The sequence below is a fragment of the Mesorhizobium sp. AR02 genome (assembly GCF_024746835.1).
GTDB lineage: Bacteria > Pseudomonadota > Alphaproteobacteria > Rhizobiales > Rhizobiaceae > Mesorhizobium.
Genome location: NZ_CP080531.1, coordinates 5,324,475 through 5,351,294, shown reverse-complemented (window position 1 = coordinate 5,351,294; position 26,820 = coordinate 5,324,475). Strand labels below are relative to the sequence as shown.

The following is a 26,820-nucleotide window of genomic DNA, read 5'->3' as shown; positions in this document are numbered from 1 at the left end:
CGGCACGGTGGGCGGCATCGTCGCACAGTCCGGCGGCATCATCGCACCGGGCAATTCGATCGGCACCCTCAATGTCGCGGGCGACATCGGCCAGGCAGCGGGCTCGATCTACCAGGTCGAGCTCACCACGGCCGGCCAGTCCGACCTCATCCTGGCGACGGCACGGCGACGATCGCCGCCGGCGCTGTCCTCGACGTGGTCAAGACGGATGCAGCGCCTTATGTGCCGGGCACGCATTACACGGTGCTGCAAGCCGATACGGGCGTCGTCGGCACCTACACCCTCAACGGGGCCGGCCCGTTCATCGGCCTTGTCGCCAATTACGACGCGACGCATGTCTATCTCGATGTGGTGCAGGCAAAGTCCTTCGCCGCCGTCGGCCTGACACCCAACCAGATCGCCACCGGCGGCGGCACTGAGAGCCTGGGCAGCGGCAATCCGCTCTTTGACGCCATTATGGGCCTGCCGAGCGAAGCGGTTGCGCAAGCCGCCTTCGACCAGCTGTCGGGTGAAATCCATGCCTCGGCCAAGGGCATGCTGCTCGAAGACTCCAGCTTCATCCGTGACGCCGCCAGCAACCGCATCGCTGCGGCCTTCGGCGATGGCAGCGGGGCGGCCCTGCCGGTCATGGCCTATGGCGAGGGCGGCCCCGAAATGGTCGCCGCCGACACCGATCGCTTCGCCGTCTGGGGTCAGGCTTTTGGTTCATGGGGCAACACGGATGGTGACGGCAACGCCGCTGCGTTCGATCGTTCGACCGGCGGCCTGCTGGCCGGCGCCGATACGCTGCTCGGCGGTTGGCGCGTCGGTGTTCTCGGCGGCTACAGCCATTCGAGCTTCGATGCCGCTGACCGCAATTCTTCCGGCAAGAGCGACAATTATCATCTCGGCCTCTATGGCGGCACCAATTGGGGCGCCATCGCCTTCCGCACCGGCGCCGCCTACAGCTGGAGCAGTTTGTCGACAAAGCGCTCGGTTGCCTTCAATGGCTTCGCAGATGGGCTGTCAGCCGACTACGATGCCGGCACGGCGCAGGTGTTCGGCGAGCTCGCCTACAAGGCCGATGCCGGGCAGTTCCACTTCGAACCCTTCGCCAACCTCGCCTATGTCAGCGTGCATACTGATGGCTTCAGCGAAACCGGCGGTGCTGCGGCCTTGACCAGCACCGGCACAAGCACCAACGCCACCTTCACCACGCTCGGCTTACGCGGCTCGACCGATTTTGCGCTTGGCGGCGTCAATGCCACTGCGCGCGGCATACTCGGCTGGCGCCATGCATTCGGCGATGTCACGCCGACTTCGACCTTTGCCTTCGCCGGCGGCGACGCCTTCACCATCGCCGGCGTGCCGATCGCCAGGGATGCCGCCGTCATCGAAGCCGGCATCGACATGAAGATGTCGCCCAATGCCACGCTCGGCCTGTCCTATTCCGGTCAGTTCGGCGACGGCAGTGTCGATAACGGCGCCAGGGCAAACCTCAGCGTCAAGTTCTGACGACAGACGCTGCCGATCACTGCCAAATTGACGTCGCCGTGCGGTCCTGGCGTCCGCCCTACTCCGGCGACGGCACCGGCGGCTTCGAGGTCAGCGCGGTTCTTGTGCGCTCGGCGACAATTTCATTGCCGTTCGGAGAGGGAGAATTCCGAAAATACTCGGAAATATCCGTAAGGGGCGGTGGCGCCCGACCTCGCCGATCTCGCCAATGAAGGCGTGCTAGCGCGCCGCGGCGCCTCTACCGGCGCGACGATGAAAGCCGCAGCGAAAACGATGCCGAGATCCTCGATGCAAGAGCAACGTCCCGACCAATTGACTTAAAAATTGGAGCCGATCAGCGCCGACCGTTCGAGAAATATGGTTTCACAAATTTGGCGGTTGCGTGGGTATCGCCGCTTACAGGACTAGGCCGTGCAACTCCTGAACCAATTGCACCGTTGCCTGAACTATTGCCGCTCATCGGTTCAGAAGGGATTTTGCCCTCTTGCTCTCTAAAATAAAGAGAAGAATCAATTCTCTGATTTTGACCGGTTCCGTAAAAGACAAAAGACGGCCATTTGCTATCGGCTTTTGATTGGTCGCCGAACGCGGGAAAGCAGGCACCGCAGAGCGCCACCAACACGAAAAGAGATTTTCGCACGCCAACCGGGGCCTTCATAACGTCGCGACTGATAGCAAACATTGATCGTGGATGCGTTAAACGGCAGCCAAAGAATTTAATGAACGCTCGCCCTCCGCAAGAGAGTCAGCGAACTGCCGATTAGGAGAGGCCGGTATGCGGGGTAGCGGCGTGAAGCGCCGACCTTGCATACGCACTGGCGCGTGCGTGGTTGCGCAAGAGCAGGCACCGAAGCCGGTTGCATCATTCTGCAGGACGGCAACAAGACGTACGACATTACCTCTGCCAGCCCGAAGCCGGCCATCGATACATATGGAACCGTGACTGGCACCATCAGCGGCAAAATGACCATGTGCATGGAGGGAAAGCCGCTCGAAGCCGCCGAATGGAAGCCTGACCCAACCAAGGCCTGCACCAATTAGCTGAACCTGGGTCCGCCGGATCGATCGACGCTCAATCGCTTCGCCACCGATTGAGCGCTTGTTTCGGCTCACGCCACGGCGCGCCGGCAGATCCGCCACCCTACTCCGGCGACGGCACCGGCGGCTTCGAGGTCAGCGCGGTGCCGGCGGCCGCGACAATGACGGCGGCGATGCCGGCCAGTTGCGGCGGGGTCAAGCTCTCGTGCAGGAACAGGAAGCCGGCCAGCGCGCCGAGCCCCGGCTCCAGGCAGGTCAGCGTGCCGTAGATGCGGGCCGGCATGCGGGTCAGCGCCACCATCTCCAGGAAGAACGGCAGCGCGCTCGAAAACAGGCCGACGAGCAGCGCGCTGACCAGGATCGACGGTGCGAGCAGCCCCGTTCCCGCCTGCGCCACGCCGAAGGGCAGCGCCAGCACGGCGGCGATCGCCATGCCGTAGGCGGTGGTGCGGGTGCCGAGCTCCGCGCCCGCCTTCTGCGCGAGCACGATGTAAAGCGCCCAGAAGCCGCCGGCCGCCAGCGCCAGCATCACCCCGATCGGATCGAGCGGCCGCAGCGAATGGATGAAGGGCGACAGCAGGATGATGCCGGCCACCGCCAGCGCGATCCAAGCAAAGTCGCTGGCGCGTCGCGAGGCCAGCGTCGCCACCAGCAGCGGCCCGGAAAACTCCAGCGCCACGGCGACGCCGAGCGGGATCCTGACAAGGGCTGCGTAGAACAAAAGGTTGAGCGCGGCGAGCGTCACGCCATAGGCGACTAGCCATGGCAAGGTGGCGCGCGTCGGCCGCATCTGCCAGGGCCGCAGCACCGCGATCAGCATCAATGCGCCGACGACCAGCCGCAGCGTCGTCGTGCCTTGCGCGCCGATCTGCGGGAACAGGGTCTTGGCGAAGGTGGCGCCGACCTGGATCGACACCATGGCCCCCATCAGCGCCGCGACGGGCAAAGGCGCCGCTTCGCGACTGGCAACCGGCATCGATGTCACTTCTGTTTCACCCTTCCCTGCCGCCACTCCCTTGCGGAATGTGCAAACGCGGCGGCATGGGGATAGGCCGAACCGGCCCGCCTGTCGTGAGGCAGCGGAGACGGCTTGATAGGGTCAAGACAGTGCGGGCGCGCCGCCGCCCGCCGCCGGGTCAGCCGCCGAACGACACGCCCCTGCGGCGCATCCCCGCCTGCACGCCGCGCACGATCAGCCGGGAGAGCATTTCCATGTCCCAGGGCATTCCCGGCCGCCAGACATCCAGCAGCAAGGCGATCCGGGCTTCATCGGCGTTGTTCATCACCTCGTGCGGGTAGGTATCGTCCCACAGCATGCCTTCGCCGTCGGTGATCCGTTTCTCCTGATGGTTGATCATCATGATGGTTGCCGGGCGGCCATCGGCCTGTCGCGGGATGACCAGGCCAAGGTGAAACCGCATGATGCCGCGGAACGGTCCGCGATGGCTGGGGATGTGCTTGCGCGGCGCGAGGAACGAAACCGCCGCCGATTTGACTTCCGGGCATTCGGCGAGCAATCGGCTGAGAACCGGCATCCGCGCGAGGTTCTCCGGCACCGCCATGTCATAGGCCTTGAGCACGAACATGCGCCAGTCAAGCCCGTCATTGGCCGAGATATCGGCCTGCTCCGGCATGATGTCGTGGAAGCGGGGAATCTTGCCCAGATGGACGCCAAGCGCTTCGTCGCGGATGTCGCGCCAGGCATTGGTGAATTTCGCCGCGTTGGGAAATTCGGCGGCGGTATCGAGGATCGCCGGCGCGTCTATGCGCTTTTCATAGACACGCCGGATCACATCGGATGCAAGATCGTAGGTACGGGACATCGCATTGCCTCCACGAGATTATAAACGGACGGCCACCGGTTTTGCTTACACATCTTGTTCACTGTGCCGTCATCGTCGCCGCCAGCCGTGGTCCGGTCTTGACGTCGACGATCTCGGGCTTTGAGCTGTCGACCGCGCCGTCCCAGCCGCCACCGAGCGCCTTGTTGAGGGCGATGTAGTTGGTCGCCAAAAGGACGCGGCTCTGCAGCAGTGAATCCTCGGCCGAATAGAGCGAGCGCTGGGCGTCGAGCACATCGAGCAGGCTGGTTTCGCCGGCCTTGTAGAGCGTGCCTTCGAGATTTGCCGCCTCGCCATAGGATTTCGCCGATGCGGCAAGCTTGCTGATCCGGATGCGTTCCTGCGCCATCAGCACCAGCGCATTCTCGACATCCTCGAGCGCGGTCAGCACCGAGGCGCGGTAGGCGATGAAATACTGGTCGCGCTGCGCCCGGGCGACATCGGCGGCCGCCTGCAACTGGCCCGCATTGAACAGCGGCACGCTGAGCGACGGCCCGAAAGACCAGCCGATCGACGAATTCTTGCCGAGATCGCCGAGATTGAGCGCTGCCGTGCTGATGTTTCCCGTCAGGCTGACCGAGGGATAGCGCGCCGCCTCGGCCTGGCCGACCTTGGCGGTGTATTGCGCATACTGCCGCTCGGCCATGCGCACATCTGGGCGCGACAAAAGGATGTCGGCGGGTATCCCGGTCGGCATCGGCAGGCGCGGTGACGGGATCGGCTTGCTGCGCTTCATCTGTTCGCTGAGTGCTGCCGGCGGCCGGCCGGTGAGCACCGACAGACGATGCACCGCCTCGGCATAGCTCGCCTCCAGCGTCGGCACCGCGGCCTCGGTGCTGGCCGCCTGTCCCATCGCCTTGGCGACGTCGGCGGCCGTCGCCGATCCTGCCAGCGCCATGGTGCGGGTGAGTTCGGCGGTCTGCCGCTGCGACACGGCCGAACGCCGGGCAAGCGCGATGCGGGCCTGATAGCCGCGCGCCTGGGTGTAATAGGACGCGACATCGCCGACCAGGGTCAGCAGCGTCGAGCGCAATTCCTCTTGCGCCGCATCCACGCCGTAGCGTGCCGCCTCGACGCCCCTGCGGTTGGAGCCGAACAGGTCGAGCTCCCAGCTGGCGTCGAAGCCGGACTGGTATTCTGCGTAGATGGAATTGGTGCCAGATGTGGTCTCGGCCGACTTGTTGCGCGTCACCGAGCCGGAGCCGTCCACGGATGGCAGCAACGTGCCTGCGCTCTGGCGATAGCTGGCGCGTGCCTCGCGGATCTTGGCTTTTGCGGTGGCGACGTCGAGATTGCCGGCGACCGCCTCCTCGACAAGCGTGTTGAGCTGCGGATCGCGCAGGCGCTGCCACCATTGCGACAGTTGCGCCGGCTGGACGGATTTCGTCGGCTTCTCACCGCTCCAGTTTGCCGGCATCGGCAGGATGGGTGTCCGATAGTCCGGGCCGACAACGCATCCGCTGAGCAAAACAGCCGTAATCATGGGCACAATGAGCCGCCCCGCGGCCACTGGGCCACGTTCCAAACCTGTCATGGGAAGTTTCCTTATTGCTGGTTGGCTGTCGCCGGCTTTTCGTCCGTGTCTTGCCCGAGATCTGGCCCAGAATCCTGTTTGGCCGCCCTGCCCTTGAAGATGCGCCGCACCGTTACGAACAATAGCGGCACCAGGAAAACACCGATCACCGTCGCCGCGATCATACCGCCCATCACGCCGATGCCGACCGAGTTCTGCGCGCCTGAACCGGCGCCGCTGGCGATCGCCAGCGGCGTGACGCCGAGGATGAAGGCCAGCGACGTCATCAGGATTGGCCGCAATCGTTGTCGCGCCGCTTCCAGCGTCGCCTCGACCAGCCCCATGCCGGCGGCCTGCCGCTCGATGGCGAACTCGACGATGAGGATGGCGTTCTTGGCGGCGAGGCCGATCGTCGTCAGCAGGCCGACCTTGAAATAGACGTCGTTGGTCTGGCCGAAGAGCGTCGCCGCGGCGAGCGCGCCGAAAATGCCGATCGGCACCGACAGCATGACCGCGAACGGGATCGACCAGCTCTCATAAAGTGCCGCCAGGCACAGGAACACGACCAGCGCCGAAATCGCATAGAGCGACAGCGCCTGGTTGCCGGAAAGCCGTTCCTGGTGCGACAGCCCGGTCCATTCATGCGAATATCCGGCGGGCAGCTGCGCCACCAGCCTGTCGATCTCGTCCATGGCGGCACCCGAGCTCACCCCCGCGGCCGCCGCGCCCTGGATCTCGACCGCCGCCGAACCATTGTAGCGTTCGAGACGCGGCGAACCGAATGTCCAGTGGCTGGAGGCGAAGGCCGAGAACGGCACCATGGCGCCGCTGGCATTGCGCACCTGCCATTTGTCCAGATCCTCCGGCTGCATGCGGAAGTTCGCGTCCGACTGCATATAGACCGGCTTCACCCGCCCGCGATCGATGAAATCGTTGACGTAGTCGCTGCCCCAGGCGCTCGACAGCGTGTTGTTGATGTCGGCGAGGCTGACGCCGAGCGCGCTGGCTTTCTCCTGGTCGATGTCGATCGAGAATTGCGGCTGGTCCTCCTGGCCGTTGGGGCGGGTGTTGGCGAGCACCTTGCTCTGCGCGGCAAGACCCAGAAGCTGGTTGCGCGTCTGGATCAGCGCATCATGGCCGGCGCCGTTGACGTCCTGCAGGTAGAAGTCGAAGCCATTGGTGTTGCCAAAACCCTGGATGGCGGGCGGCGCAAGCGCGAAGACCTGCGCATCCCTGATCTTACGGAAGGCGCCCATGGCGCGGCCGGCAACCGCTTGCGCCGCCAAAGCCGGCGATTTGCGCTGGCTGAAATCCTTCATCGGCACGAAAGCGATACCGACATTCTGCCCGGCGCCGCCGAAGCCGAAGCCGGAAGCGGTGAAGACGCCCTGGACAGCGTCCTTTTCCTCCTTGAGATAGTGGTCGGTCACCTCAGCCAGCACGCGCTCGGTGCGGTCCTGCGTCGCGCCGACCGGCAGCGACACGCTGGTGATCAGGATGCCCTGGTCCTCTTCCGGCAAGAACGAACTCGGCAGCCGGGCAAACATCCAGCCCATGGCGATGACGATGGCGAGGAAGACAGCGAGGAAGCGCCAGGACCGGTTGATGATGCCGTGCGAGCCGTCGCGATAGGCTGATGTGCCGCGGTCGAAGACGCGGTTGAACCAGCCGAACGGACCGGTCTGCGTGGCATGGTCCTTGGGCCGCCGCAGGATGGTGGCGCAAAGGGCGGGCGTCAGCACAAGCGCCACCAGAACGGACAGCACCATCGCCGAGACGATGGTCACCGAAAACTGCCGGTAGATGATGCCGGTCGAGCCGCCGAAGAAGGCCATCGGCACGAACACCGCCGACAGCACGGTGGCGATGCCGACCAGCGCGCCGGTGATCTCGTTCATCGATTTTCGCGTCGCCTCCTTAGGCGACAGATCTTCCTCCTGCATGACGCGCTCGACATTCTCGACGACGACGATGGCGTCGTCGACCAGAAGGCCGATGGCCAGCACCATGGCAAACATGGTCAGCGTGTTGACCGAATAACCGAACAGCGACAGCACGCCGAACGTGCCGAGCAGCACCACCGGCACGGCGATCGTGGGGATGATCGTCGCCCGCAGATTCTGCAGGAAGATGAACATCACCAGGAACACCAGCACGATCGCTTCGGCCAGCGTCTTGACCACCTCTTCGATCGACAGCCGCACGAAGGGCGAGGTGTCGTAGGGGTAGACGACCTCGACGCCTTGCGGGAAGGTCGGGCTCAGCCGGTTGATCGTCGTGCGCACCGCTTCCGCCGTGCTGATGGCGTTGGCGCCGGTCGCCAGGTTGACGGCGACGCCGGCCGCCGGCTGGCCATTGTATCTGGCGGCCGTCGTATAGCTCTGGGCGCCGAGCTCGACGGTGGCGACGTCGTTGAGACGGACCAGCGAGCCGTCGGTCTGGCTCTTCAGGATGATGTTGCGGAACTGTTCGGCGGTCTGCAGCCGGCTCTTGGCCGTCACCGTGGCGTTGAGCTGCTGGCCCTTGCGTTGCGGCATGCCGCCGAGCTGGCCGGCCGAGACCTGCGTGTTCTGCGCCTGGATCGCCGAAGCCACGTCGCTCGGCATCAGCGTATATTTGGCGAGCTTGTCGGGATCCAGCCAGATGCGCATGGCATAGCTGGAGCCGAACAGTTGCGTCGAGCCGACACCCGCAACGCGCTTCAGCGTGTCGTTGATGGTGGCGTTGACATAGTCGGCGAGATCGGTCGAGTTCATCTTGCCGTCGCTGGAGACGAAGCCGATGACCATCAGGAAGCCGGTCGAGGATTTGGAGACGGTGATGCCGTTGCTCTGCACCACCTGCGGCAGCTGCGACTGCACCAGCTGCAGCTTGTTCTGTGTCTGCACCTGGGCGGTGTCGGGATCGGCCGCACTGGTGAAGGTCAGCGTAATCGTGGCCGCCCCGGTCGAAGTCGAGGTCGCCGTCATGTAGTCGAGATTGTCGATTCCGGTCATGCCTTGCTCGATGACCTTGGTCACCGAGTTCTCGACGGTCGACGCATCAGCACCCGGATAGTTGGCGCTGATGTTGACCGTGGTCGGCGCGATCTGCGGATATTGCGAGATCGGCAGCGTGGTCAGCGCGAGCAGGCCGCCCAGCATGATCACGATGGCGATCACCCAGGCGAAGATCGGCCGGTTGATGAAGAATGCTGACATCGCCTCAGTTCCCGGTCGACTGATTGCTGGCCATCTTGGAGGTGGAAGGTGCGGCCGAAGAGGTCTGCGCCCGGTCCTTCACCTCGCCGGTCGTCTCGTCGATCGTCACTTCGACACCCGTCGCGTCGCCGCCGGGGCGCACCAGTTGCAGGCCCTCGACGATGACGCGGTCGCCATCGCCGACGCCTGAATCCACCAGCCAGTTGTTGCCGACGCTGTTGCGGACGGCCAGCACACGCGTCTCGACTTTCCCTTGCGCGTTGATGACCATGGCGGTTGCCTCGCCCTTGGTGTTGCGGGTGACGGCGCGTTGCGGCACCAGGAAACTGTTCTGGGCGACGCCCTCCTCGACCAGCGCCCGCACATACATGCCCGGCAGAAGCAGGCGGTCGGGATTGGGGAATTCGGCCCGCAGCGCAAAGGTGCCTGTCGTCTGGTCGACATTGGCGCCGGCGAATTCCAACTTGCCGGTCTGCGTGTAGATGGTGCCGTTCTCGAGCTTCAGCTTGACGCTGACATTGGGGCCGCTGAACTTCAGCCGGCCCTCATTGATGGCCTGGCGCAGATTGAGCAAATTGGTGCTCGACTGCGTGACGTCGACATTGATCGGATCGAGCGAACGGATGGTGGTGAGCAAGGTGTCCTGATTGGCGGTGACCAGGGCGCCCGGCGTCAGCGATGATTTGTCGATGCGGCCGGCGATCGGCGCGGTGATCTTGGTGTAGTCGAGATTGATGCGCGCGGTTTCGACACTGGCCTTGGCGGATGCCACATCCGCATTGGCCTGGGCCAATGTTGCCGCGGCATCGTCATAATCCTGTTTGGAAACAACGTTCTGCTTCAACAAGCCGGCATAGCGGTCGAACTTGGCCTGCGCCGTCGGCACCGCCGCTTCGGCCTTCTGCTGGGCTGCCTGCGCGCTGTCATAGGCTGCCTGGTAGCTCGCCGGATCGATGAGGTAGAGCGGCTGCCCGACCACCACCTCGCTGCCCTCCTTGAACAGCCGTGCCTGGATGATGCCGTTGACCTGCGGGCGCACATCGGCGGTGAGCGAGGCTGACGTGCGTCCCGGCAGTTCGGCCGTGATCGCCACCGATTGCGGATGCAGCGTGACGACGCCGACCTCCGGCTTGCCGACGCCGCCCATGCCGGCGGGAGCTTTGCTCCCCTCCTGCGAACAGGCCGCCAGAAGAACCGTGACGGCAAGCGCTGCGGCCCAGGGCGCGAGCCGGCGGACCGGCAGGGAAGACGGGCTAGACTGGATAGACATGGCCTGGATGATCTTTCGCTGGAGTTGCGGTCGCCGTCTGGCTGTCGGGATCGGATCGTTCCACCAGGAGCCGGGCGAGATGCCGGCCGAGGAAGCGCTGGATGTCGTCCATGAAGGTGTAGACGACAGGAACATAGACGAGGCTGAGCACCGTAGAGGAGATGAGCCCGCCGATTACGGCGATCGCCATCGGCGCCCGCGTCTCGGCGTCGGCGCCGATGCCGAGCGCGATCGGCAGCATGCCGGCGCCCATGGCGATCGATGTCATGACGATGGGCCGTGCCCGCTTGCGGGCCGCGTCGAGCAGTGCGTCGAAGCGGCTCATGCCACGCTCCTTCTCGGCGACCAGGGCGTACTCGACAAGCAGGATCGAGTTCTTGGCCGCGATGCCCATCAGCATCAATATCCCGATCAGCGGCGATATGCCAAGCGCCTTGCCGGTCATCAGCATGAAGCCGAGCGCACCACCGATCGACAGCGGCAGCGCGACCAGGATGGTCACCGGCTGCACGAAACCGCGAAACAGCAGCACCAGCGTCAGGTACATCAGCAAAATGCCGGCGGCGATCGCTGTGGCGAAGCCGGAAAACAGCTCCTGCATGCGCTGGGCGTCGCCGCGCGCCAGTTCATGCACGCCGGCGGGCAGGTTGCGCATCGCAGGCAAGGCATGGATGGTCGCGGTCGCCTGGCCGAGCGTCAGGCCGGAAAGATCCGCCTCGACAGTGGCGCTGCGGCTGCGCCCCACCCTTGTGATGCTGTTTGGCCCGGCATTGAAGCCGATATCGGCGACCGCGCCCAGTGGCACCGTGCCTTTGCTGCCGATCAGCGGCAGGACGGCCAGTTTCGCCGGATCGTCGATGGCACCGTCGGGCAAGGTGACGACAACAGACACCTGGCGGTCGCCGAGGTTGAACTTGGCCAGGCTGGTGTCGGTGTCGCCGATGGTGGCGATCTTGACCGTCGCCGCGATCTCGGTCGGCGTGACGCCGAGTTCGGCGGCCCTGGCGCTGTCGGGGCGCACGATCAGTTCGGGCTTGGTCGTCGCCGCCGTCGAGGTCGGGTTGATGAGGCCGGGCACCGACTTCATTCCATCGATCAGCGCATCGCTCGCTCTCTGCAGCGCCTCGCCATCGTCGCCGACCAGCGTGATCGCCACCTTGGCGCCGGCAAAGCCGTCGGCGCCGAACTGGATACGGGCGCCAGGAATATCGTTGAGCTTCGGTGAGGCCTCGGCCTCGAACTGCTGCTGGCTGACGCTGCGCTCGCCGCGCGGCTTCAGATCGACGGTGACGTTGGCGCTGCGCACCTCGGCCGATGTCGAACCCCGGTTCGGCCCGCCGCCCGAGGCGGCCGCGGTGCCGATGGTGGCGAAGATGCTGTCGACGGCCGGCTCGTCCTTCAGGCGCCGCGTGATGTCCTGGACGACGGCGGTCGTCTGTTCGATCGTCGAGCCCGGCTGCAGCTCGACCGAGATCATCGAGCGGCCGCGATCGGTCGCTGCCATGAATTCGGTCGGCAGTTTGGTCGCCAGCCCGATCGAACCGGCGAAGAAGGCGATGCCGGCGACAAGCGTGATCCAGCGATGGTCGAGCGCCTTGCGCAGAAGCCAGAGATAGGTCGGCACCCAGGCTGGCAGATCGTCCTCGCTATGGCCGCCGGCGCGCACCAGATAGGCGCCCATCAGCGGCGTCAGCATGCGCGCCACCAGCAGCGAGAACAGCACCGACACGCAGACGGCAACGGCGAAGGAGAAGAAGAATTTTCCGGGAATACCGGGCATGAAGGCGACCGGCAGGAACACCGCCACGATCGTCGCCGTGGTCGCCACCACGGCAAGCCCGATCTCGTCGGCGGCCTCGATCGCCGCCTGGTACGCGCTGGCGCCGGTCTGGCGCATATGGCGCACGATGTTCTCGATCTCGACGATGGCGTCGTCGACGAGGATGCCGACCACCAGCGACAGCGCCAGCAAGGTGATGTTGTTGAGCGAGATGTCGAACGCTGCCATGACAGCGAAGGTCGGGATCAGCGACAGCGGCATGGCCACTGCCGAAACCAGCGTCGCCCTGATGTCGCGCAGGAACAGCCAGACGACGCCGATGGCGAGCAACGCGCCGAGCCACAGCGCCTCGAATGCGGCATCATAGCTTTCCTGGACGAAGCCGGAGGACGAAGTGACTTCGGTGAATTTGGCGGTGTCGGTCTTCTCGCCGATCCCGGCGATCGCGGCGCGCGCGGCCTTGACCACGTCGATCTCGCTCGAGCCGACCGAGCGGTAGACGTTGAAAGCGACAACCTGCCTGCCGTCGAGATAGGCGGCCTGGCGCGGCTTTTCCCAGCTGTCGACCACGCGGCCGAGATCCGAGAGCTTGACGCCGCCGGCGCCCGACAGCGCGATGCGGGTGTCGGCCAGCGCCTCGACGGTGCCGGCGCTGGCCAGCGTGCGCACCGACTGCTCCTGGCCACCGACACTGGTGCGGCCGCCCGGCTGGTTGACGTTGTTGGAGGCGAGCGTCTGGCTGACATCGCCGGCACTGATGCCGAGCGCGGCGAGACGGTCCGGATCGAGCTCGACGCGGATGACGCGGTCGACGCCGCCCGAACGGGTGATCTTGGAGACGCCGTCGACGCCGAGCAGCGCCTTCGCGACATCATTGTCGATGTACCAGCTCAGCGCGTCCGGGGACAGCGACGGCGCCTTGACGACATAGGTCAGCACCGAATTGCCGGTCGCGTTCATCTTGGCCACGACAGGCGTCTGCGCGGCCGCCGGCAGGCTCGACTGCACCTCGGACACGGCGTTGCGGACATCGTTGGTGGCGGTCTCCGGATCGATGCCTAGCGTGAACTCGACCGTGGTGACGGACGAGCCCTCGCTGATCGAGGTCGAAACGTCGTCGACGCCTTCCAGCGTCGCCACGGCGTTCTCGACCACCCGCGCCACCTGCACTTCCATTTCGCTCGGTGCCGCGCCCGGCTGCGAGACGGTGACGGTGACCGTCGGCAGGTCGATATCGGGCATGTTGTTGGTGCGCAGCTGCATGAAGCCGTAGAGGCCGGCAATGGTCAGCGACAGGAACAGCACGATAGTCGGCACCGGGTTGCGGATCGACCAGGAGGAAATGGCGTTCATCGCGCCGCCTCCGTCACCTTGCCGGCGGCATCAGTGCCCGCTTGCGCATCGGCGATACGCACCAGATTGCCATCACTGAGGAAACCGGCGCCGGCGACGACGACGCTGTCACCCTCCGACAGCCCGCTTTCTATGGCGACGCGGCCGTTCTGGTGCGCGCCGGTGGTGACCATGCGTGCGGCGGCCTTGCCGGTGGCGTCGACCACGAAAACCCTGGGCTTGCCGTCCTGCCAGACCAGGGCGGCCTCGGCGACGCTGAGCCTTTGCGAGGCGGCGCCAGCGATCGAGACGCGGGCGAACATGCCGGGCTTCAGGCCCGAGCCCGCGCCGAGCGCGACATAGACGGTGGCGAGCCGCGTCGTCGAACTGACCGTCTCGGCGATCGAAGAGACGCTGCCGGCAAAGGTCCGGCCCGAAGCGTCGACGACATTGGCCGCCTGCCCTACCGAGACCGAAGGAAGGTCCTTTTCAGGAACGAGCACGCCGACCTCCAGCCTGCCGTCGCGGATGATCTTCATCAGCTCGGTGCCGGCCTGGACGATCGAACCGGCAACCGCCGGCCGGCTGGAGACGACACCGTCGAAGGGCGCGCGGATGGTTGCCTGGTCGAGTTCGGCCTGCAGCCGCTCAGTGGCGGCCTTGGCCTGCTCGAGCGCGGCCCGGCCGGTCTTGACGGCGGTCGCCTTGTCCTCCGCCGTCTCGGCGCTGATTGCCTTGCTGGCCAGCAGCCTGTCGGCGCGGCCGGCGGCCGAAACGGCGGTGTCCAGCGTCGCCTGCGCCTGGTCGACCGCGGCCTTCTGCTCCGCCAGCTGTGCCTTCAGCACCGAGGCATCGAGCCGGGCGACGACGTCGCCGGCCCGCACATGGTCGCCTTCGCCAACCAGCACTTCCGTCAATTTGAGGCCCGATGTCTCGGCGCCGATGGCTGCTTCCTGCCAGGCGGCGACGGTGCCCGTGGCGCTGATCGACGAGGCGATTGCCTCGGAGCGCACCTTTTCGACCGCAACCGTTAGGCTGGCCCGCGGCGTCGCGACCGCCTGTGCCGCGGGCTCAATCGCGCCACGCCCATAGGCCCTCAGCGCCGCCATGGCGACCAGGACGATCAGCACGCCCGCCAGGACAAGATAGGTCTTACGCGATCTTGCGGTCATGATGTCCGTGGCCGTTGGGCTGCTGCGAAACCGGCAGCGACAGGCGCCAGGCGGCAAAGTGCAAGCGCACCGCGCCCTTCAGCGTATCGGCCGGCAGCGCCGCCGGCGTGGCGGCATGGCTGGCGCGCTGGCCGAGCGAAAGCCTCGGGCTCATCGATGCGATCAGCCGCAGCATCATCATGGCTTCCCACATTGCCGTGCTTCCATTTTGGATGATTTGAACGGTGGGATGGCGGACATGGCCCGCCATCCCTGAAAATACCGGCCGGCCCGAGAACGGGTTGGACACCGGGCCGGCCGGCGCAGCCGGACGGAGTTGTCAGCCATTCCCGGGCTGGGGTGGCGGAAGCTGTCCGCCCTGGTCGGGCGGACCTCCAGGTCCGGCTGCATCTTCCGGCGGGCCGCCCCAGGGACCGGGGGGTGGTCCGTGGGGGCGTTCCGCCGAAGCGAGGATTTCGAGCTGTTCGGGCGTGAGCTTGGTGCGCAGCTCGGCGATCGCGTCTTTCAGCTTGGCCGCCGAAGCCGCGCGCGCCGTAACCTCGTCGGCCAGCCTTTCCTGGAAGGCGAAGGGATCGGGTTTGCCGCCCGGCCCCGCATCGGGGCCCTTGGCCTCGGGCTCACCCGGGCCGGGGCCACCGGTACCGCCGGGTCCGCGATCATGCCGTGGCGGCGCAAGCACCGCCTGCAGCGCGCTGGTATAGTCGCGCCAGGCATCGAGCTGTTCGCTGCGGATGCCAACGCGCGTCTCCAGCGCCGCCAGCCGGGCGGCCAGCATGAATTCCGGCGGTGGTCCCATACGGTGCGGGCCGAAGCCTTCGGGGCCAAAGCCCTGCGGACCGTGCCGCATCGGCCCATGCGGCCCATTCTGGCCGAACCAGGGCATGGGGCCATGGTCCGGTCCATCCTGAGCGATGACCGGGGGCTCGCCGGGCGCGGCGCCGGCATCGGGCTGTGCCGCCAGCACGGGGTGGATTGCGGCGACGGAAAACAGGCCGAGCGCAAGAAGTCTGCTTCGCATGACGGTGTTCCTTTCTCTCATGCATCGGACAGCCATGAGGATAGGAAGCGTGTTTGTCTGCTTCGCGTCGGCGTGTTGCCGAAGGTTTCCGCAAAGGGGCAATTTGTTTCCGAACGTTTCTGGCGGCCCGTCGGAAACATTGCGTTGCAATTTTCCATGCCGCTGGCGCGCGCTCTCCCTATAATCACGGCTAAGCAAGGGCCGATCATGCAATCACAACCCCATATCCTCGTCGTGGACGACGACCGCGAAATCCGCACGCTGCTCGGCCGCTACCTCGACGGCCAGGGTTTTCGCGTCTCGGTGGCGGCCGACCGGCGCGAATGCGAGCAGAAACTCGGCGCGGGCCAGTTCGATCTCGTCGTGCTCGACGTCATGCTGCCGGACGGGTCGGGGCTCGACATCTGCCGCACCTTGCGCGACCGCAAACCGCACATCCCTGTCATCCTGCTGACGGCGCTGAAGGAAGATGTCGACCGCATCATTGGCCTGGAGCTCGGCGCCGACGATTATCTCGGCAAGCCCTTCAACCCGCGCGAACTCACCGCCCGCATCCGCGCCGTGCTGCGGCGCGCCGCACCCGAGGAGGCGCCCGCCCCCCGCGCGCGCATCTACCGCTTTGCCAGCTACCGGCTGGAACCCGACACCCGCAAGGTGACGGACGCGCGGGGCGAGCTCATCGACCTCACCGGCGCCGAGTTCGACCTGTTGCAGGTGTTCCTCGACCGCCCCGGCCGGCTTCTGTCGCGCGACCAGCTGCTTGATCTCACGCAAGGCCGCGAGCGCGACCCGCTCGAACGCTCGGTCGACGTGCTGATGAGCCGGCTGCGCCGCAAATTCTCCGACACTGGCGACGGGCCGCTGTTCAAGACCGTGCGCAATGGCGGCTACCAGCTCACAGCCCGCGTCGAGGCGGTGGAGGCGCAAGCGTGAACTCGCTGCGCCGCCGCCTCATCCTGCTGCTGATCCTTTCGATCGTCGGTGTCGTCGGCCTAGCGACCGCCGCCGTCATCAGCGTGCGCGGCGGCGGGCCGCCGCCGGAGCTGACGGTGCCCTGGATCGCGCAGCAGATGGAACTCGTGGTGCGCCTGCTGCCGGGGCCGATCCCGGATGTGCTGCGCGTGCAATTCAGCGACCGCCCGGCCGACGGCAAGGTCGCCCGTGCGGAAACGACGATGCTCAACGACATCCTGCACCGCCGCGGCCTCAACCTTTTGGCCATCGTCAGCGAGAAGCCGGACGAACCCGGCCAGCTGGCCTCGGTGCAACTGCCCGACAATCGCTGGGCGATCATGGAGGTGCCGCACCTCAAGCCGCCCGGGCGCGAATGGCTGGTTCTGGCCGGCTGGATCTCGCTGATCGTCGCCGGCGCCACCGCCGTCTCGGTCTATTTCACCTCGGTGCTGATCCGGCCGCTGGAAATGCTGGAGGCCGCCGTATCCAAGATCGGCAGCGATGGTGTGCTGGCTACGGTGCCGGAAGTGGGCTCGGCCGAGGTCAAGGCGACGGCGCATGCGCTGAACCAGCTCTCGTCGCGGCTGCGCACTGCCATGGAGAGCCGCATGCGCCTCGTCGCCGCCGCCGGCCATGACCTGCGCACGCCGATGACGCGCATGCGCCTGCGCGCCGAATTCCTAGACGAGGAGCGCGACAAATGGCTTCACGATCTCGACGAGCTCGACCGTATCGCCGACAGCGCCATCCGCCTGGTGCGCGAGGAGGTGAACCAGGATGCCGTCGAGCCGATGGACCTGGAAAAGATGGTGCGCGACATCGAAGCCGAGATGGTCTCGCTCGGCCATGCCGTCTCGATCGGCCATCTGGACAAGGTATCGGTGCGCGCCGGCGCACTCGGCCTGCGCCGGGCGCTGCGCAATCTGATCGTCAACGCCGCCACCCATGGCAAGGCCTGCACCATTGCCCTTGCGGCCACCGACAGGCGCGCCGTGCTGACCATTTCCGACAACGGCCCGGGCATCCCGCCCGACCTCATCAACAAGGCCTTCGAGCCCTTCTTCCGCGTCGACCCCGGCCGCCAGCAATTCATCCCCGGCGCCGGCCTGGGCTTGGCCATCGCCAAGGAGATCATCGAGCGCTATGGCGGGACCGTGACGCTGGAGAACCGCAAGGGGGGTGGGCTGGCGCAGACGGTGGTGTTCAAGGCGGTGTGAGGGGCCGCGCAGCCCCCCACCCCGATCCGCTTTGCGGATTGACCCTCCCCACAAGGGGGAGGGTGAAGAGGCTCCCTGCCCGCCTGCGGAACAGCGTTCTTATCGAGGCGTGTAAAAACTGGGCTCCCCACCTCCCCCTTGTGGGGAGGTCGGACCGCAGGTCCGGGTGGGGGTACTGGCGCTGGCCTCACGGAACCCAAGTCTTGCAGCGTCGCGCAGACCCCACCCCGGCTCGCAATCTCCGCTTCGCTCCGACTGCGAGCCAACCCTCCCCACAAAGGGGGAAGGTAAAGATCACCCCGCGATCGCCATCGGCACGGCGCTCTTGTTGGGGATCTGGATATCGATCTCCAGCGTCGACATGGTCTCGCCGCGTTCCATCGAGACCTGGAGGTAATCCTGGTCGATCTGCACATGCTTGGCGATCACCGCCATGATCTCCTCGCGCAGGATGGAGACGAGGTCGGGCTGGCTGCGGTTGCGGCGCTCATAGGCGAGCAGCACTTGCAGCCGCTCGCGCGCCACCGGCGCGCTGGAGCGCCGCTTGAAGAGGTCGAAGACGTTCATGCCGCCCTCCTTCCCAACAGACGGTCCAAAAAGCCCTTGCGCTCGAAGGGAACGACAACAGGCAGGTCCTCGCCTTCCAGCCGCCTTGCGGCGTCGATATAGGCCTTGGCGGCGGTGTTGAGCGGCTCCGACAGCGTGACGGGCGAACCGAGGTTGGAGGCGCGCAGCACATCCTGGCTCTCGGGGATGATGCCGAGCAGCGGCACCGACAGGATCTCCAGGACATCGTCGATGGACAGCATTTCACCCCGCGCGGCCCGCCCCGCGTCATAGCGGGTGACCAGCACGTGCTTGGCGATCTGCTCGCCCTGTTCGGCGCGCATGGTGCGGGCGTCGAGCAGGCCGATGATGCGGTCGGAATCGCGCACCGATGACACTTCCGGATTGGTGACGATGACCGCCTCGTCGGCAAAGCGCATGGCGAGCTGCGCGCCGCGCTCGATGCCGGCCGGGCTGTCGCAGAACACATAGTCGAACACCGAGCGCAGCTTGTCGATGACTTCGCCGACGCCTTCCTCGGTCAGCGCGTCCTTGTCGCGCGTCTGCGAGGCCGGCAGCAGGAACAGCGTGTCGACCCGCTTGTCGCGGATCAGCGCCTGCGACAGTTTTGCGGTGCCCTGGATGACGTTGACGAGGTCGAACACCACGCGGCGTTCCGCACCCATGATCAGGTCGAGATTCCTGAGGCCGACGTCGAAATCGACCAGCGCCACCTTCTTGCCGGTCTTGGCCACGGCCGCACCGAGCGCCGCCGTCGAGGTGGTCTTGCCGACGCCCCCCTTGCCCGAAGTGACCACCACTACCTTGCCCATGAAAAAAGCCTCCGTCGTTGTTGTTCGTTTGTTGTCCCGGGCCGGCTTGCCGGCCTTTAGTCGGCCGCACCGGCCTGTTTCTCAGTCGGCCGCCCTGACGGCCTTTCTCAGCTCAGTGTCTCGACGCGCAGGCCCTCGCCGTCGAGGAAGGCCTGCACCGGTTTTCCGCGCGACACCCCTTCCATCTCCTCGGCGGTGATGTACCAGCCGTCGACCGACAGAAGCTCGGCCTCGTTGCGGCGGCAGAAGATGCGCGCGCCGGTGTTGCCGAGCGCCCCCGCCGAAGCGCGCCCGCGCAGCGTGCCGTAGACGTGAATGGAGCCCGCGGCGACGATCTCCGAACCGGACGCGACCGAGCCCAGCACGATGACATCGCCATGCGCATGCATGATCGCCTGGCCGGAGCGGATCGGCGCCTTGATCATCAGCGTGCCCGAATCGTAGTGCGAAACCTGCGGCTCGCTTTCATCAGCCTTGCTTGCGCCAGCCTTGCCCTTCGCAACGCTGCCAGCATCGGCGCGCGCATCCATGCGGTGGTCCGGCGCCCTGCCCTCGGCCTTGCCTTCCCTGCCGGAAACCTCTTGCCCACCCTTGCGGCCAGGCAGCAGCCCATCCGTCGTCGCCTCCTTGGCGCCGACCAGCAAAGGCGGCAGGTCGGGGCCGAGTGCCGCCCCCTCAAGCTCGATGGCATAGATGCGGATGCCGCGCGTGAAAAGCTCAGCCACAAGTGCTGCGATCTCGCTAACCGCGGGCTTGAGCACATTCAAATCCAGCAGCACCGGCCGCCCGGCAAAATAGCCCGGCGAGTTGCCGATCCAGTGGTCCAGCCCCTGCAGCCACTCCACCATGGGCGCTTCCGGGGTCAATGTGAAAGCGACGAAAGAGCGTGCACGAAAGCGAATGGATTTGGCCTCGAGGGGAGCGGCAAAGGTCACGGCTGGCGAATCCTTACTGAGAGGTAAACGCTAGCGAGGGAATGGTTAACGAATGGTTAATGGGGGGGCCAATAAGAGGTGGCACAGTCAATCGATCCCGTGGAAAATAGCGACCGACTTCGAGTATCTTGAGACCGACCGGGCAGGGTCTGGAAGTCGGGTTGCATCAATCGGAAAGCTGCGGGAAATGCGCAAAACAATCGCCGATCTAACGAACGGTCTCTATCATTACGACGGCCACGCCGATCTCTCAGACCGGGGCGCCCGCCGCTATCATCCCTTTTCGTTTGATTTCGACTCGACGTCGCTGATCCTCAAGGATCCGGAGGAGCACTGGGAGGATGAAGTCAAACGCGTTCACAACGAGAACCGCACCCAACTCATAGAGCGACTAAAGCATGAGCACGGCACACGCCATATAGAGAATATCGTCAAAAACGCGGCAGACTTGGGTCCAAAGTCAATGTCCGTGCTAGCATATCATAACACGCTGCATGAGCAGGCTCGCCGAGCCTTTGTCACAGGGGCGTACTATCCCGCATTGGTTGCCGCCTGCGCACTCGGCGAGCGCATACTCAACCATCTTGTGCTGGACCTTCGACATAGCTTCAAGTCCTCCCCGCATTACAGGAATCTCTATCGCAAAAAGTCTTTCGATAACTGGCCAATTGTGATCTCCGCTTTGACTGACTGGAAAGTCTTAGCTGACGGAGTCGGGGCCGAATTTCTCCTTCTGGGCGAGCTTCGCAATCGCTCAATCCATTTCAACCCAGACACTTATCATTTGTTGCGCGATGATGCCCTTGACGCCCTGCAGCGACTAGATCACATCATCTCCAACCAGTTCGGATATTTCGGCCGCCAACCTTGGTTTATCGAGGGCACTCCAGGAGCGCAGTTCGTGAAGCGATCTTACGAGAATGACCCATTTGTACGTGCTTACATTATCCCACACAGCGGATTCGTTGGCCTCCTCTATGGCATGGAGCTGTCGCCAGATGCAGGTTGGCGACACTTAGACTATGCGGACTATGGCCATGAGGAACTCAGCGACGAAGAATTCGCGAGGCGGTATCGCGAACGCGATCACACGAAAGTAGTATCCCGGAAAATGATCGAGAAGCAGCATCAAGCGGGCTAGACTGCGGCGAGCTATTCACCTGCAATCCACTGACATCAATCACGATCGCGTCGATAGAATTTCCGGCGTGGTAGGCTGTCAAGGTCAACAGTAGGCCGGGTGGCTTGGTCCCACATGCCCTTGCGCTTGCGTGCGGCCGTGAGCGAAATCCCCATCAGGTGCGCGATAGCCATCGGCTGCTTGCCCTTATCGAACAGCCGGTAGCAAATCTCCTGCCCGCGCCTGGTCAAACGTTTATCATCATACTGGTTCAGTGGGTGATCGGGATAACCTTCGTTTCCTACCGTGTCTTCCAGTTTTAGCTGTTCGTTCAGTTCGTGAATTTTCTTGTTTCGTTCATCTGCCAACCTCTGGATCTTCCCCTTCAGTTTCTTAATGTCGGCGCGTAACGTGCGCTCGGCCGAGATGAACGTCAGGCTGTCCATGCTAATCGTGCCAATGTAGTGATGCTTGATCTGCCGCTCGCTAAGCAAGTGGAGATAGTGGCGGAGTCGATCAGCAGCTTCATAGTCGTAGGCAGCAGAGCGATCGGGTGCCAAATCGAGGCTCGCACGGATATAGCGCTCGGTGCTAAGATCGGCGACCAATTCGTGGATGTCATGGCCAACAACGTTGCGGTAATCGATCAGTCGCTTGATCTCATCTTTCTCAGCCGTTGAAATCGCCCCATCTGCCATCAGAGCATTGAGGCATTTCTTCACTTGACCCTTCGCGCCCTTCGGCGCCCGCTCCGTTGTGCCGCTAACCATGCGAGAGTGAAACTTGTCCGTATTCTGGATCAGGTTTAGCACCTTTTGTTTGAGCTGCTCAGCGTAGAACAGAACCAGCACGATTTGCATCGAGCGCAGGCGCAAGATGTTGCGTTCAAGCGCCGGCACTCGGTTACCTAGCGGATCGAGATAATGTAGTCGTTGCATGGAACATCACAGGGTAGGCACAAAGGTATGAAGCTTCTGAATTGATAGACTTGATATGCCCTTTTTGCAGAAACGCTCTCCAATCAGGAGTTCAGACCAAATCATGACGGATAAACATCATGGGTTTACGCCACACAAGCGATTCGTGGAACTCGATGTCCTGATCCGGGGGTTCCTCTCATGGAGGCTTAGCGACGACGCACAGCTTGCCCAGTCAGTGGGCAAGCAGCTTCTAAACGTCCTTCAATACTGCGACACTATCACATACGATGAAGAGGGAACGGCTGAGGCTTATGCTCTGCTCCACTTCCTAGATCGATATCATCGATTCCAGATAACCTTGGAAAATCTACACGCCCAAAGAGTGATACCGATCAGAAACCGTGCTATTGACATACTGGATGTTGGGACAGGACCTGGGCCGTCCATGTTCGCCATCTCGGATTTTTACGTTAATCTACTTGGCGTGGCCGGCGACGATTCTACCGGAAATCAACACCCTCGATTCCGAATTGACTATGTAGAGCGCAGTCAACGCTTTCGATCATGGCTTCATCATTTTACGGAGTACGCAAATGTATCGAACACGAGTGGGATGCGTTGGCACGTTCCATACCATCACGGATCCTTCTTGGAATTTAGGGACCTTCCGTTGGACGAAACAAGGGCGTTTCAAGATTGGAATGATGATGGGGAGCCTGAGTTTCACAAAATAACTGTCAGGCATCGGTATGACTTCATTGTGCTGAGCAATTTTCTGACAACTGCTGAGCAAGTAATAGACCTAAAAGTGGACCTTCAGCGCTGCGGACGTTACCTTCGCAACCGCGGTATCCTGTTGGTGGTAGGTGCGAGGGAGGCGTCAGAAAAATACAAGGCTGTCTACGACGCTATATCTGATGTACTCGGTGAAGGACGGTATGGGAACTGGAGGTATGTCGCTCGCCTTTTTCCCGTAAAACTGCAATCAATGACTTTGAACTATAACTGGGGCGACATCTGCGGAAGTTGCCTCAAACAGGCCATTACGGATTTGGTAGCGCTTGTTGGATCGGCAGAAGGCACTTTGATTCCTGAAAGCTTCCTAAATAAACTGACCCACACGACTAACCCAGATTACAATAAGCCAATCGAATGGCAGGTGATGGTGTTCAGGAAATGGTCCCGCCTTCGGAAAAAAGCGCCTTCCCAAAATTAGTTAGCGCTAGACTAGCTACGCCACGGGACCGCATTTGTGGTAGGGAGGCACTAAAGAAGGCTGCCGCAAGGGTTGCTGCCTCATGATAGGGCCGATGCCTGCTGTGATCTGCACGGAGACGTGTCGGCCCTTCCCCCTCAATGCCGCTTAAAATACTGCACCTCGCGCTCATGCTTCTCCGCAGCCTCCCGCGTCTCAAACGTCCCCAAATTCCGCCTTTTCCCGGTCTTCTCATCCTTCTTGCGCGAATAAAGCCGGTATTTGCCGTCCTTGAGTTTGCGGATCATCTCGCTCTCCCTGGTTTGGCCCGATCAGGATTTCCGCTTGGCCTTGAGGCTGATCTTGTCGTCGCGGTCGTCGGCCATCGTGATTCCTTCGTTGGGTGAGGGATGAACGCCGTGCCGGTGCGAACGTAGAACGACGAAACCCCACGATCGGCTGTCTCGCCCCGTGGAGTTCGAGAACGCAGCTATGCTAGCCTCCATCGAGCCGCCTGAAGCTCGGACCTGAGGGGCAAGTCATGTTGGATCAATGGACTAATTTCTTCGTCATGGTGGGTGGCGGCGCGGCAGGGCTTGCCGGGTTGATCTTCGTCGCCATCTCGATCAATCCCGAACGCATTGTCCGCAACACGACGCACAAGAACCGGGCAATCAACATGCTGTCGGGCTTCAGCGCGATTTTCATGGCATGCAGCCTTGCGCTTCTGGGAGGTCAATATCTTCCGGCACTTGGCTTCGAATGGCTTTTCCTCTGGGGCATAGCAACATTCATATTCGTCAGGGGGTATGTTGCAGCCATCATGGCGGGGATGAGTTCCGTCGGGTTGACCGGGCCCCGGCTGGCTGGCGGCACGATGTGCTACCTGGCCGAGGTTGCAGGCGCGATTTTGCTTATTCTCGGGCGCGGCGTGGGCCTCTACATCGCGGCCCTTGGAACCATCGTCCTGTTCGCCTTCCTGATTTCAGGCGCATGGCTCCTCATCATCGGCATCTACGAAGAGCCGGTCGAGGGATGAGTTGCACGCCTGGCTCCTTCGGTCCATCGACGTGCACAGGTGGCCGCGCCTTGCGGCAGGCGGGAGCGTCGAGTTCCACGCGGCCATTACCGATCGCTCCGGATTGTGCTACGATGTTGCATGAGGATGACTTTGGCCTCTTGCGTGCTGGTTTGCGCAGTGCTCGCCGCGGCGTCCGCGCGAGCGGATTGTCAATGTCTCGCCAACGGCCACATTTTCCATCATGGCGAATTTACGTGCCTGCAATTGCCGTCGGGTCCAGAACTCGTGCAATGCGACATGAATCTCAACATTTCGTCATGGAAAAAAATTCAGAACGGTTGCCCGGAGGCGGCCGCGCCATTGAGCTTGCCTGTCGACAAGGGCGAGCAGCAGTCAGGCCAGGGCTGAGATAAGCCAAGGATTTGGGGTTGCGCTCTCGATGCTTCGGGCATCCGTGGACCGGTCCAATCGGCGCGATGATCGCGGGTCGAGAAGTCCGCTGACGTCTCAGATTTCGGATAGTCCAGCTTCCCGAAACGGACAATCGGTTCACTGAGATAGATTGGGCACCCGCCAGCGTGGCGTTCCCGCAATTTGCCCGCCCTTTGCGGCTTTGAAATAGGTCGCCGCGAGATCCTCGTCACACATCCATGACAGGTATATCTGGATAGACCCGCCCTCCTCGGTGGCGGGATAGCGTTCGCCGCATGCCCCGATGCGCTTTTGATACAGGCGCTTTTGCTTGCGGGTCAGCTGATCGAGAAATCCAGCCTCGCATTTGTCGATCACGGCCTCCGACATAAATTCGTCGCCGCTTGATCCCCAGGCGCAGGCCTGGTGCAATTTGTGAGCGGCCAGGCAATCGGGCGTGGCCTTAATGTCCGCCTCCAATTGAATACCTTTCGGGCACTGCGCGTCCTCCGCGGCTGCGGGAGCGATCAATAGAAGCCCCATCAGGATTGCGCACCTGGTCCGCATATCGAATTCCCCCCGGCGGCCTCACTCCAGATCGGGTTTTGCGTCCGTCGCAGCTTAGCCGAATGGGCGCAAACGGGAAACATTGTCGCTTCCGGCGGTGGTCTGCGAGCCGGGATGTCACAGGCCTCCGGCTGCGGCAGCGCTTCGTCAGCGGGGGCGCTTGAAAGGAGCCCCGCTTGCCGCTTCGACACCGGCACTTCACTATCGCCCCCGAGGTCAATGCCGCTTGAAATACTGCACCTCCCGCTCATGCTTCTCTGCCGCCTCGCGCGTCTCGAACGTCCCCAGGTTCCGCCTCTTCCCGGTCTTCTCGTCCTTCTTGCGTGAATAAAGCCGGTATTTTCCGTCCTTGAGTTTGCGGATCATCTCGCTCTCCCCAGTTAGGATTTGGCCCCGCTCAGGATTTCCGCTTGGCCTTGAGGCTGCGGGCGGCTTGCTCTGTCGCGGCGCGGTCGGCGCCCAGGCGGTCGATCAGGTCCTGCGCCTCGTCGCCCGATATGCCGGTGCGCACGGCCAGTTGCTCGACCTCCAGCACGTCGGTGCTGGCGATCTCACGGGTTTGCGGCAGCGCGTCGTCGGCTGTCAGCGGCAAAGCGGCTTCCCTGTCGATCTCCATCGCGGCCTGGTGCCAGTGCCGCTCGTGGTCGCCATGGGCGCCGCCTTCACGCTGCCAGATTGCGTAGGCGCGGTCACGGATCTTGTCGTTGCGGTCGTCGATCATTGTCGTTCTCCCTTGTGTGAGGGATGAACGCCGAGTTGGTGGGATTGATCCAAAAAATTTGCGTGATCGCTGGTCCGGGTGGAATTGCTGGATGGGTGGGAAGAGGCGAGGCGCCGGCCAGAGCCCAAAATGATCCAGGCGGCGGGCAAGCCCGCCGCCTGGATGTCGGCCGTACTGGCCGGCCTTGGTGTCAGTGGCCCCAGATGCCCTGGCCATAACCCGGTGCAGGCATGCCGGAGGTCGCACTTCCCTCGGCCGCGCTGTCGGTGATGCTCTTGGTGACGCTCTTAGTGACGCTCTGGTCGACCGCCTTGGCGCCGCCCGACCCCATCGAATGGGTGGTCGGGTAGCTGCTGGCGGCGGGGACGAAGTCCGAGCCGAAATGGTCGCTGCCGGCAAAAGCCATGCCGGAGGCGAACAGGAGCGCAGCGATGCTGAGAATGATCTTCTTCATTTCAAGTCTCCATCTCTAGAAGTTGACATCGGCCTCGACGCGCCGCCCGCATCGCGTTCGTGAGGCTGTCTGTTCATGCCCTCGGGCGAAACCGGCCAACCGCGACCCTCGCTGGATCTTTGCGGTGGCAGGCTGTCAGCGCACGACCGTCTCGGTTCGTTGTTGCGCTGTTGGCCACTTCAATAAGGGCGTGGTGTTTGTGCGAGCGTGGTCGCCAGCGTGGTAAGAACCGCTGAAAGAGTGGAATTTTGCGTGGAATGCGGCCGGA

26 protein-coding genes are annotated in these 26,820 nt (G+C 63.6%); 7 read left to right on the top strand and 19 right to left on the bottom strand.

What is annotated here, in order from left to right:
- Positions 1 to 243: 243 nt before the first annotated feature.
- The gene (locus tag DBIPINDM_RS30065) at positions 244 to 1,494 is read left to right on the top strand and encodes an autotransporter outer membrane beta-barrel domain-containing protein (RefSeq protein WP_258582599.1); all 1,251 of its coding nucleotides are present in this window, start codon (positions 244 to 246) and stop codon (positions 1,492 to 1,494) included.
- A gap of 334 nt (positions 1,495 to 1,828) precedes the next feature.
- On the opposite strand, the gene DBIPINDM_RS30060 is transcribed toward DBIPINDM_RS30065, so the two are convergent.
- Positions 1,829 to 2,176 (bottom strand): hypothetical protein, encoded by a 348-nt coding sequence (locus DBIPINDM_RS30060; protein ID WP_258582598.1) that lies wholly within the window; start codon positions 2,174 to 2,176, stop codon positions 1,829 to 1,831.
- 122 nt (positions 2,177 to 2,298) lie between these two features.
- On the opposite strand from DBIPINDM_RS30060, the gene DBIPINDM_RS30055 reads away from it, so the two are divergent.
- A complete protein-coding gene (locus tag DBIPINDM_RS30055) occupies positions 2,299 to 2,535 on the top strand; it encodes a hypothetical protein (RefSeq protein ID WP_258582597.1) in 237 nt (78 codons plus the stop codon).
- Positions 2,536 to 2,635: 100 nt separating this feature from the next.
- Here DBIPINDM_RS30055 and DBIPINDM_RS30050 read toward each other — a convergent pair whose 3' ends face one another.
- From DBIPINDM_RS30050 to DBIPINDM_RS30010, 9 genes are all read right to left on the bottom strand, one after another.
- On the bottom strand, positions 2,636 to 3,517 hold the full coding sequence (locus DBIPINDM_RS30050; RefSeq protein WP_258582596.1) for an EamA family transporter: 882 nt from the start codon (positions 3,515 to 3,517) through the stop codon (positions 2,636 to 2,638).
- 151 nt (positions 3,518 to 3,668) lie between these two features.
- Positions 3,669 to 4,355, bottom strand: coding sequence for an aspartyl/asparaginyl beta-hydroxylase domain-containing protein (locus tag DBIPINDM_RS30045; protein WP_258582595.1), 687 nt, complete (start codon positions 4,353 to 4,355; stop codon positions 3,669 to 3,671).
- A 58-nt stretch (positions 4,356 to 4,413) separates the two neighbouring features.
- Positions 4,414 to 5,907, bottom strand: a complete 1,494-nt coding sequence (locus DBIPINDM_RS30040; RefSeq protein WP_258582594.1) for an efflux transporter outer membrane subunit — start codon at positions 5,905 to 5,907, stop codon at positions 4,414 to 4,416.
- Positions 5,908 to 5,918: 11 nt separating this feature from the next.
- On the bottom strand, positions 5,919 to 9,086 hold the full coding sequence (locus DBIPINDM_RS30035) for an efflux RND transporter permease subunit (protein ID WP_258582593.1): 3,168 nt from the start codon (positions 9,084 to 9,086) through the stop codon (positions 5,919 to 5,921).
- Between the two features lie 4 nt (positions 9,087 to 9,090).
- Positions 9,091 to 10,356 (bottom strand): efflux RND transporter periplasmic adaptor subunit, encoded by a 1,266-nt coding sequence (locus DBIPINDM_RS30030; RefSeq protein ID WP_258582592.1) that lies wholly within the window; start codon positions 10,354 to 10,356, stop codon positions 9,091 to 9,093.
- On the bottom strand, positions 10,340 to 13,489 hold the full coding sequence (locus tag DBIPINDM_RS30025; RefSeq protein ID WP_258582591.1) for an efflux RND transporter permease subunit: 3,150 nt from the start codon (positions 13,487 to 13,489) through the stop codon (positions 10,340 to 10,342). Before DBIPINDM_RS30025 ends, DBIPINDM_RS30030 begins: the two co-directional genes overlap by 17 nt.
- The gene (locus tag DBIPINDM_RS30020) at positions 13,486 to 14,640 is read right to left on the bottom strand and encodes an efflux RND transporter periplasmic adaptor subunit (protein ID WP_258582590.1); all 1,155 of its coding nucleotides are present in this window, start codon (positions 14,638 to 14,640) and stop codon (positions 13,486 to 13,488) included. The genes DBIPINDM_RS30025 and DBIPINDM_RS30020 overlap by 4 nt, the downstream gene beginning before the upstream one ends.
- Positions 14,621 to 14,833, bottom strand: a complete 213-nt coding sequence (locus tag DBIPINDM_RS30015; RefSeq protein ID WP_258582589.1) for a hypothetical protein — start codon at positions 14,831 to 14,833, stop codon at positions 14,621 to 14,623. The genes DBIPINDM_RS30020 and DBIPINDM_RS30015 overlap by 20 nt, the downstream gene beginning before the upstream one ends.
- Before the next feature lie 126 nt (positions 14,834 to 14,959).
- The gene (locus DBIPINDM_RS30010; protein ID WP_258582588.1) at positions 14,960 to 15,658 is read right to left on the bottom strand and encodes a hypothetical protein; all 699 of its coding nucleotides are present in this window, start codon (positions 15,656 to 15,658) and stop codon (positions 14,960 to 14,962) included.
- A gap of 207 nt (positions 15,659 to 15,865) precedes the next feature.
- Between DBIPINDM_RS30010 and DBIPINDM_RS30005 the strand changes: the two genes are divergently transcribed.
- Both DBIPINDM_RS30005 and DBIPINDM_RS30000 read left to right on the top strand, forming a co-directional pair.
- Entirely contained in the window at positions 15,866 to 16,591 is a 726-nt protein-coding gene (locus tag DBIPINDM_RS30005) for a response regulator (protein WP_258582587.1), read from the top strand.
- A complete protein-coding gene (locus DBIPINDM_RS30000; RefSeq protein ID WP_258582586.1) occupies positions 16,588 to 17,829 on the top strand; it encodes an ATP-binding protein in 1,242 nt (413 codons plus the stop codon). Before DBIPINDM_RS30005 ends, DBIPINDM_RS30000 begins: the two co-directional genes overlap by 4 nt.
- Before the next feature lie 294 nt (positions 17,830 to 18,123).
- Here the strand turns inward: DBIPINDM_RS30000 and minE are convergent, their stop codons facing one another.
- From minE to minC, 3 genes are all read right to left on the bottom strand, one after another.
- Complete coding sequence (gene minE / locus DBIPINDM_RS29995) at positions 18,124 to 18,396, bottom strand: cell division topological specificity factor MinE (protein WP_258582585.1); 273 nt, start codon at positions 18,394 to 18,396, stop codon at positions 18,124 to 18,126.
- Positions 18,393 to 19,208, bottom strand: coding sequence for a septum site-determining protein MinD (gene minD / locus DBIPINDM_RS29990; protein ID WP_095200673.1), 816 nt, complete (start codon positions 19,206 to 19,208; stop codon positions 18,393 to 18,395). Before minD ends, minE begins: the two co-directional genes overlap by 4 nt.
- 107 nt (positions 19,209 to 19,315) lie before the next feature.
- Positions 19,316 to 20,143, bottom strand: coding sequence for a septum site-determining protein MinC (gene minC, locus DBIPINDM_RS29985; RefSeq protein WP_258582584.1), 828 nt, complete (start codon positions 20,141 to 20,143; stop codon positions 19,316 to 19,318).
- Positions 20,144 to 20,330: 187 nt separating this feature from the next.
- On the opposite strand from minC, the gene DBIPINDM_RS29980 reads away from it, so the two are divergent.
- Entirely contained in the window at positions 20,331 to 21,284 is a 954-nt protein-coding gene (locus DBIPINDM_RS29980) for a hypothetical protein (RefSeq protein ID WP_258582583.1), read from the top strand.
- 35 nt (positions 21,285 to 21,319) lie between these two features.
- Here DBIPINDM_RS29980 and DBIPINDM_RS29975 read toward each other — a convergent pair whose 3' ends face one another.
- Complete coding sequence (locus DBIPINDM_RS29975; RefSeq protein ID WP_258582582.1) at positions 21,320 to 22,162, bottom strand: hypothetical protein; 843 nt, start codon at positions 22,160 to 22,162, stop codon at positions 21,320 to 21,322.
- A gap of 691 nt (positions 22,163 to 22,853) precedes the next feature.
- Here DBIPINDM_RS29975 and DBIPINDM_RS29970 point away from each other — a divergent pair.
- Positions 22,854 to 23,399 (top strand): hypothetical protein, encoded by a 546-nt coding sequence (locus DBIPINDM_RS29970; protein WP_258582581.1) that lies wholly within the window; start codon positions 22,854 to 22,856, stop codon positions 23,397 to 23,399.
- Positions 23,400 to 23,536: 137 nt separating this feature from the next.
- Here the strand turns inward: DBIPINDM_RS29970 and DBIPINDM_RS29965 are convergent, their stop codons facing one another.
- A complete protein-coding gene (locus DBIPINDM_RS29965) occupies positions 23,537 to 23,686 on the bottom strand; it encodes a hypothetical protein (RefSeq protein WP_013894378.1) in 150 nt (49 codons plus the stop codon).
- Positions 23,687 to 23,982: 296 nt separating this feature from the next.
- Here DBIPINDM_RS29965 and DBIPINDM_RS29960 point away from each other — a divergent pair, with 296 nt between their 5' ends.
- Positions 23,983 to 24,417: a hypothetical protein gene (locus DBIPINDM_RS29960; RefSeq protein WP_258582580.1), complete on the top strand. Its 435-nt coding sequence runs from the start codon at positions 23,983 to 23,985 to the stop codon at positions 24,415 to 24,417.
- Between the two features lie 531 nt (positions 24,418 to 24,948).
- Here the strand turns inward: DBIPINDM_RS29960 and DBIPINDM_RS29955 are convergent.
- The 4 genes from DBIPINDM_RS29955 to DBIPINDM_RS29940 form a co-directional block, all read right to left on the bottom strand.
- Positions 24,949 to 25,341 carry a hypothetical protein gene (locus DBIPINDM_RS29955; RefSeq protein WP_258582579.1) on the bottom strand — a complete coding sequence of 131 codons (393 nt, stop codon included), beginning with the start codon at positions 25,339 to 25,341 and terminating at the stop codon, positions 24,949 to 24,951.
- A 252-nt stretch (positions 25,342 to 25,593) separates the two neighbouring features.
- Positions 25,594 to 25,743, bottom strand: a complete 150-nt coding sequence (locus tag DBIPINDM_RS29950) for a hypothetical protein (protein WP_013894378.1) — start codon at positions 25,741 to 25,743, stop codon at positions 25,594 to 25,596.
- A gap of 31 nt (positions 25,744 to 25,774) precedes the next feature.
- The gene (locus DBIPINDM_RS29945) at positions 25,775 to 26,098 is read right to left on the bottom strand and encodes a DUF2934 domain-containing protein (RefSeq protein ID WP_258582578.1); all 324 of its coding nucleotides are present in this window, start codon (positions 26,096 to 26,098) and stop codon (positions 25,775 to 25,777) included.
- A gap of 190 nt (positions 26,099 to 26,288) precedes the next feature.
- Positions 26,289 to 26,552, bottom strand: coding sequence for a DUF680 domain-containing protein (locus DBIPINDM_RS29940; RefSeq protein WP_258582577.1), 264 nt, complete (start codon positions 26,550 to 26,552; stop codon positions 26,289 to 26,291).
- Positions 26,553 to 26,820: the final 268 nt, after the last annotated feature.

Coding starts and splice junctions, on each gene's coding strand:
- DBIPINDM_RS30060 (WP_258582598.1), bottom strand. CDS start 2,176: ATGTTTGCTATCAGTCGCGACGTTATGAAGGCCCCGGTTGGCGTGCGA.
- DBIPINDM_RS30045 (WP_258582595.1), bottom strand. CDS start 4,355: ATGTCCCGTACCTACGATCTTGCATCCGATGTGATCCGGCGTGTCTAT.
- DBIPINDM_RS30040 (WP_258582594.1), bottom strand. CDS start 5,907: ATGACAGGTTTGGAACGTGGCCCAGTGGCCGCGGGGCGGCTCATTGTG.
- DBIPINDM_RS30035 (WP_258582593.1), bottom strand. CDS start 9,086: ATGTCAGCATTCTTCATCAACCGGCCGATCTTCGCCTGGGTGATCGCC.
- DBIPINDM_RS30030 (WP_258582592.1), bottom strand. CDS start 10,356: ATGTCTATCCAGTCTAGCCCGTCTTCCCTGCCGGTCCGCCGGCTCGCG.
- DBIPINDM_RS30025 (WP_258582591.1), bottom strand. CDS start 13,489: ATGAACGCCATTTCCTCCTGGTCGATCCGCAACCCGGTGCCGACTATC.
- DBIPINDM_RS30020 (WP_258582590.1), bottom strand. CDS start 14,640: ATGACCGCAAGATCGCGTAAGACCTATCTTGTCCTGGCGGGCGTGCTG.
- DBIPINDM_RS30015 (WP_258582589.1), bottom strand. CDS start 14,833: ATGTGGGAAGCCATGATGATGCTGCGGCTGATCGCATCGATGAGCCCG.
- DBIPINDM_RS30010 (WP_258582588.1), bottom strand. CDS start 15,658: ATGCGAAGCAGACTTCTTGCGCTCGGCCTGTTTTCCGTCGCCGCAATC.
- DBIPINDM_RS30005 (WP_258582587.1), top strand. CDS start 15,866: ATGCAATCACAACCCCATATCCTCGTCGTGGACGACGACCGCGAAATC.
- minE (WP_258582585.1), bottom strand. CDS start 18,396: ATGAACGTCTTCGACCTCTTCAAGCGGCGCTCCAGCGCGCCGGTGGCG.
- minD (WP_095200673.1), bottom strand. CDS start 19,208: ATGGGCAAGGTAGTGGTGGTCACTTCGGGCAAGGGGGGCGTCGGCAAG.
- DBIPINDM_RS29980 (WP_258582583.1), top strand. CDS start 20,331: ATGCGCAAAACAATCGCCGATCTAACGAACGGTCTCTATCATTACGAC.
- DBIPINDM_RS29965 (WP_013894378.1), bottom strand. CDS start 23,686: ATGATCCGCAAACTCAAGGACGGCAAATACCGGCTTTATTCGCGCAAG.
- DBIPINDM_RS29950 (WP_013894378.1), bottom strand. CDS start 25,743: ATGATCCGCAAACTCAAGGACGGAAAATACCGGCTTTATTCACGCAAG.
- DBIPINDM_RS29945 (WP_258582578.1), bottom strand. CDS start 26,098: ATGATCGACGACCGCAACGACAAGATCCGTGACCGCGCCTACGCAATC.
- DBIPINDM_RS29940 (WP_258582577.1), bottom strand. CDS start 26,552: ATGAAGAAGATCATTCTCAGCATCGCTGCGCTCCTGTTCGCCTCCGGC.